The following is a 2732-nucleotide window of genomic DNA, read 5'->3' on the forward strand; positions in this document are numbered from 1 at the left end:
CCCCTAGCCTGCTTACTCCGCCATGGATATCGTCTGATTCAATGGTGGGTGCGATTCACGCGCTGGTGTCCATGGTCTGTCGGGGCTGCGAACCATTGAACTAAGTGTAAACGAGTGGTTGACTTTGCCTCGATGCCCTTCCTAGTATGAAACATGAATCATGTATCATGTTAAAGGCGGAGCGAAAGCCTGTCATAAATTAAGCAGTTGTCCTTAAAGTGCGAACCGGCTTGTTGCAGACCCCTTGGGTCAGGGCATTGCTGTGACTCGAAGAAATCAAAAAAGGGAGACACTATGCTGAGAAAGCGTTGGCGATACTTCGCGACCGGGTTAGTCACTCTTGCGACGATGCTGGGAGCGTTTTCGCTGCATGCAGCGACGGCGGGTCCCGGAGCGTGGAGTAGCGAGCAGACGTGGGCATCGGATGCCGTCAATGGTGGAAACCTGACCGGCTATTTCTATTGGCCGGCGAGCCAGCCTTCCACGCCCAATGGCAAGCGAGCTCTAGTTCTAGTGCTACACGGATGCTTGCAGACTGCCTCCGGCGACGTGATCAATAATGCCAGTGGGACCGGGTTCAACTGGAAATCGATTGGCGATCAATACGGTGCTGTCATTCTTGCGCCTAACGCAAGCGGCAACGTGTACTTCAAGCATTGCTGGGACTATGCGAATGCGTCGCCAAGCCGAACCGCTGGACACGTGGGCGTACTGCTGGATCTAGTCAACCGCTTTGTTGCCAATGCCCAGTATGCGATCGATCCCAATCAGGTATACGTGGCGGGCCTATCCTCTGGAGGCGGCATGAGCATGGTCCTGGGCTGCATCGCCCCGGACATTTTTGCCGGCGTTGGCATCAATGCCGGTCCGACGCCGGGAACCACGACGGCCCAGATCGGCTTCGTACCTAGTGGCTATACCGCGACGACGGCAGGCAATAAATGTAAGCAATGGGCCGGATCCAACGTGGGTAAGTTCACCAGCCAGATTGCCGGCGCCGTATGGGGAACCTCGGACTACACGGTGGCGCCGGCATATGGCCCGATAGCAGCCTCGGCCTTCCGCCAGCTCTACGGCGGCAGCTTCACCCAGGGATCTAAGGTATCGATAGCAGGGGGCGGCACAAACACCCCTTATATCGATAGCAATGGCAAAGTGCGCACCCACGAAATATCGGTCGCGGGCATGGCACACGCATGGCCCGCTGGAACTGGCGGCAACAACACCAACTATGTCGATGCCACGCATATCAACTACCCTGACTTCGTGATGGACTTCTGGGTTAAGAACAATTTGCGTGCTGGAAGCGGGTCTGGACAGGCGGGTTCGTCGCCGACTGGGCTGGCGGTCGCCGGGACGACCCTCAACACAATATCGCTGTCGTGGAATGCCGTAACAAACGCCAACAGCTACAACCTTTACCGCAATGGCACGAAGGTGGGCTCGAGCACGTCGACGAGCTACACCGATTTGGACTTGATAGCGGGTACTACGTACAGCTACACTGTGACGGCGATCGACGGCACAGCAGGGGAAAGCCAGCAATCTGCTGCTATCTCGGCAACAACAAAGACGAGTTTTTCTTGTACGGCGACCACCGGCACAAACTATGCGCACGTGCAAGCCGGTCGGGCACACGATGTCGGGGGGGGGGCTTACGCGAATGGCTCGAACCAAAGCATGGGATTAAATAATCTTTTCTATATCAACACTCTGGCTGAGACAGCCGCCGGATACTATGTGATTGGCAATTGCCCATAAGCAGCGGCACGATTGGAGTTGGGGGAGGCAATCTGTCAAAACAAACTTCTGAGAGAACTCATTGAAGCTATGTACGCGCCGTTCGGGAGGCGACCCCAGCTGCATTGGAAGCTTCCCCGATTCGCTACGTCCAATCCGCGCTCTGCACACGCTTCTGCAGGTCGGCCTGAAGCTTTCGATCAGCTTTGGCGAGGATCCCTTCGGCTCAGCCCAGGGAAATCAGTTTGGTTATAGCGTAGTCCTTCTGTCCAGCTTCGCTAAACGTTGGCACGTCGGGAGTGTCAGCGTGTATGCCGTATCGGTGACGGCCAGTGCCAGCCTCTGGCTGTGGGACTGCGGCCGGCGTTGGCCCTGCAGTCAATAAGGGAATGCTTGAGGCGGCTCCACGAATGGAGCGACCCCCTGAAAAGCCGGACACAGTCCCCACTTACAATAGCTGGTTGGGTGCGCTTGCGAAGCATGAGGCTCGGTATATCGGGCGCAATGCATTCGTTTCATCATTGTCCAACCACGAGTCTTGATTCCACGGTAGCGGACCCGCCGTGCGACCGGCGGTAGGCTGGGAGCGCGCGTGTTGCTGGCAACGGCGGCGTGCGAAGGTGCTCTGACAATGTAGTCCGACAGTGGGCAATATCGCGAGGTGTTGCGTAGAGGCTCCGAGCAGCGATGTGGCTCAGACGCTAGGCTGGCTGGTAGGAGCAACACATGTGAATCGCAGATAAACGATGCCCCGAGGCGATCTGCGAGGAGGCGTCACAACCCTCTATGCGGTTTGTCACACAGCGAACGGAGTCGCAACAAGTTCTATTGGCATTGCACCGTGTTAGGGATTCGATTATTCGCGACAGGCTGGGCACTACTAGAACGTGCATTTCTTATAGAGTTCGACATAAGCCTGCCGCTGGGCGGCACCGTGATGAAGCGCCTGCCAGCCGTCATTGCAGAACATTTGCTTCCGCCGCAGCTAGTAG

At 56.8% G+C, this 2732-nt stretch carries 1 protein-coding gene and 1 pseudogene; both read left to right on the plus strand.

The window, feature by feature from the left end:
- Positions 1-348 precede the first annotated feature (348 nt).
- Positions 349-1761: an extracellular catalytic domain type 1 short-chain-length polyhydroxyalkanoate depolymerase gene (locus tag MKD50_RS30200; RefSeq protein WP_306414580.1), complete on the plus strand. Its 1413-nt coding sequence runs from the start codon at positions 349-351 to the stop codon at positions 1759-1761.
- 732 nt (positions 1762-2493) lie between these two features.
- Positions 2494-2732: pseudogene (locus MKD50_RS30205) on the plus strand (IS110 family transposase); the annotation flags it as partial.

The organism is Cupriavidus mimosae (genome assembly GCF_023952485.1).
Classification (GTDB): Bacteria; Pseudomonadota; Gammaproteobacteria; order Burkholderiales; family Burkholderiaceae; genus Cupriavidus; species Cupriavidus taiwanensis_C.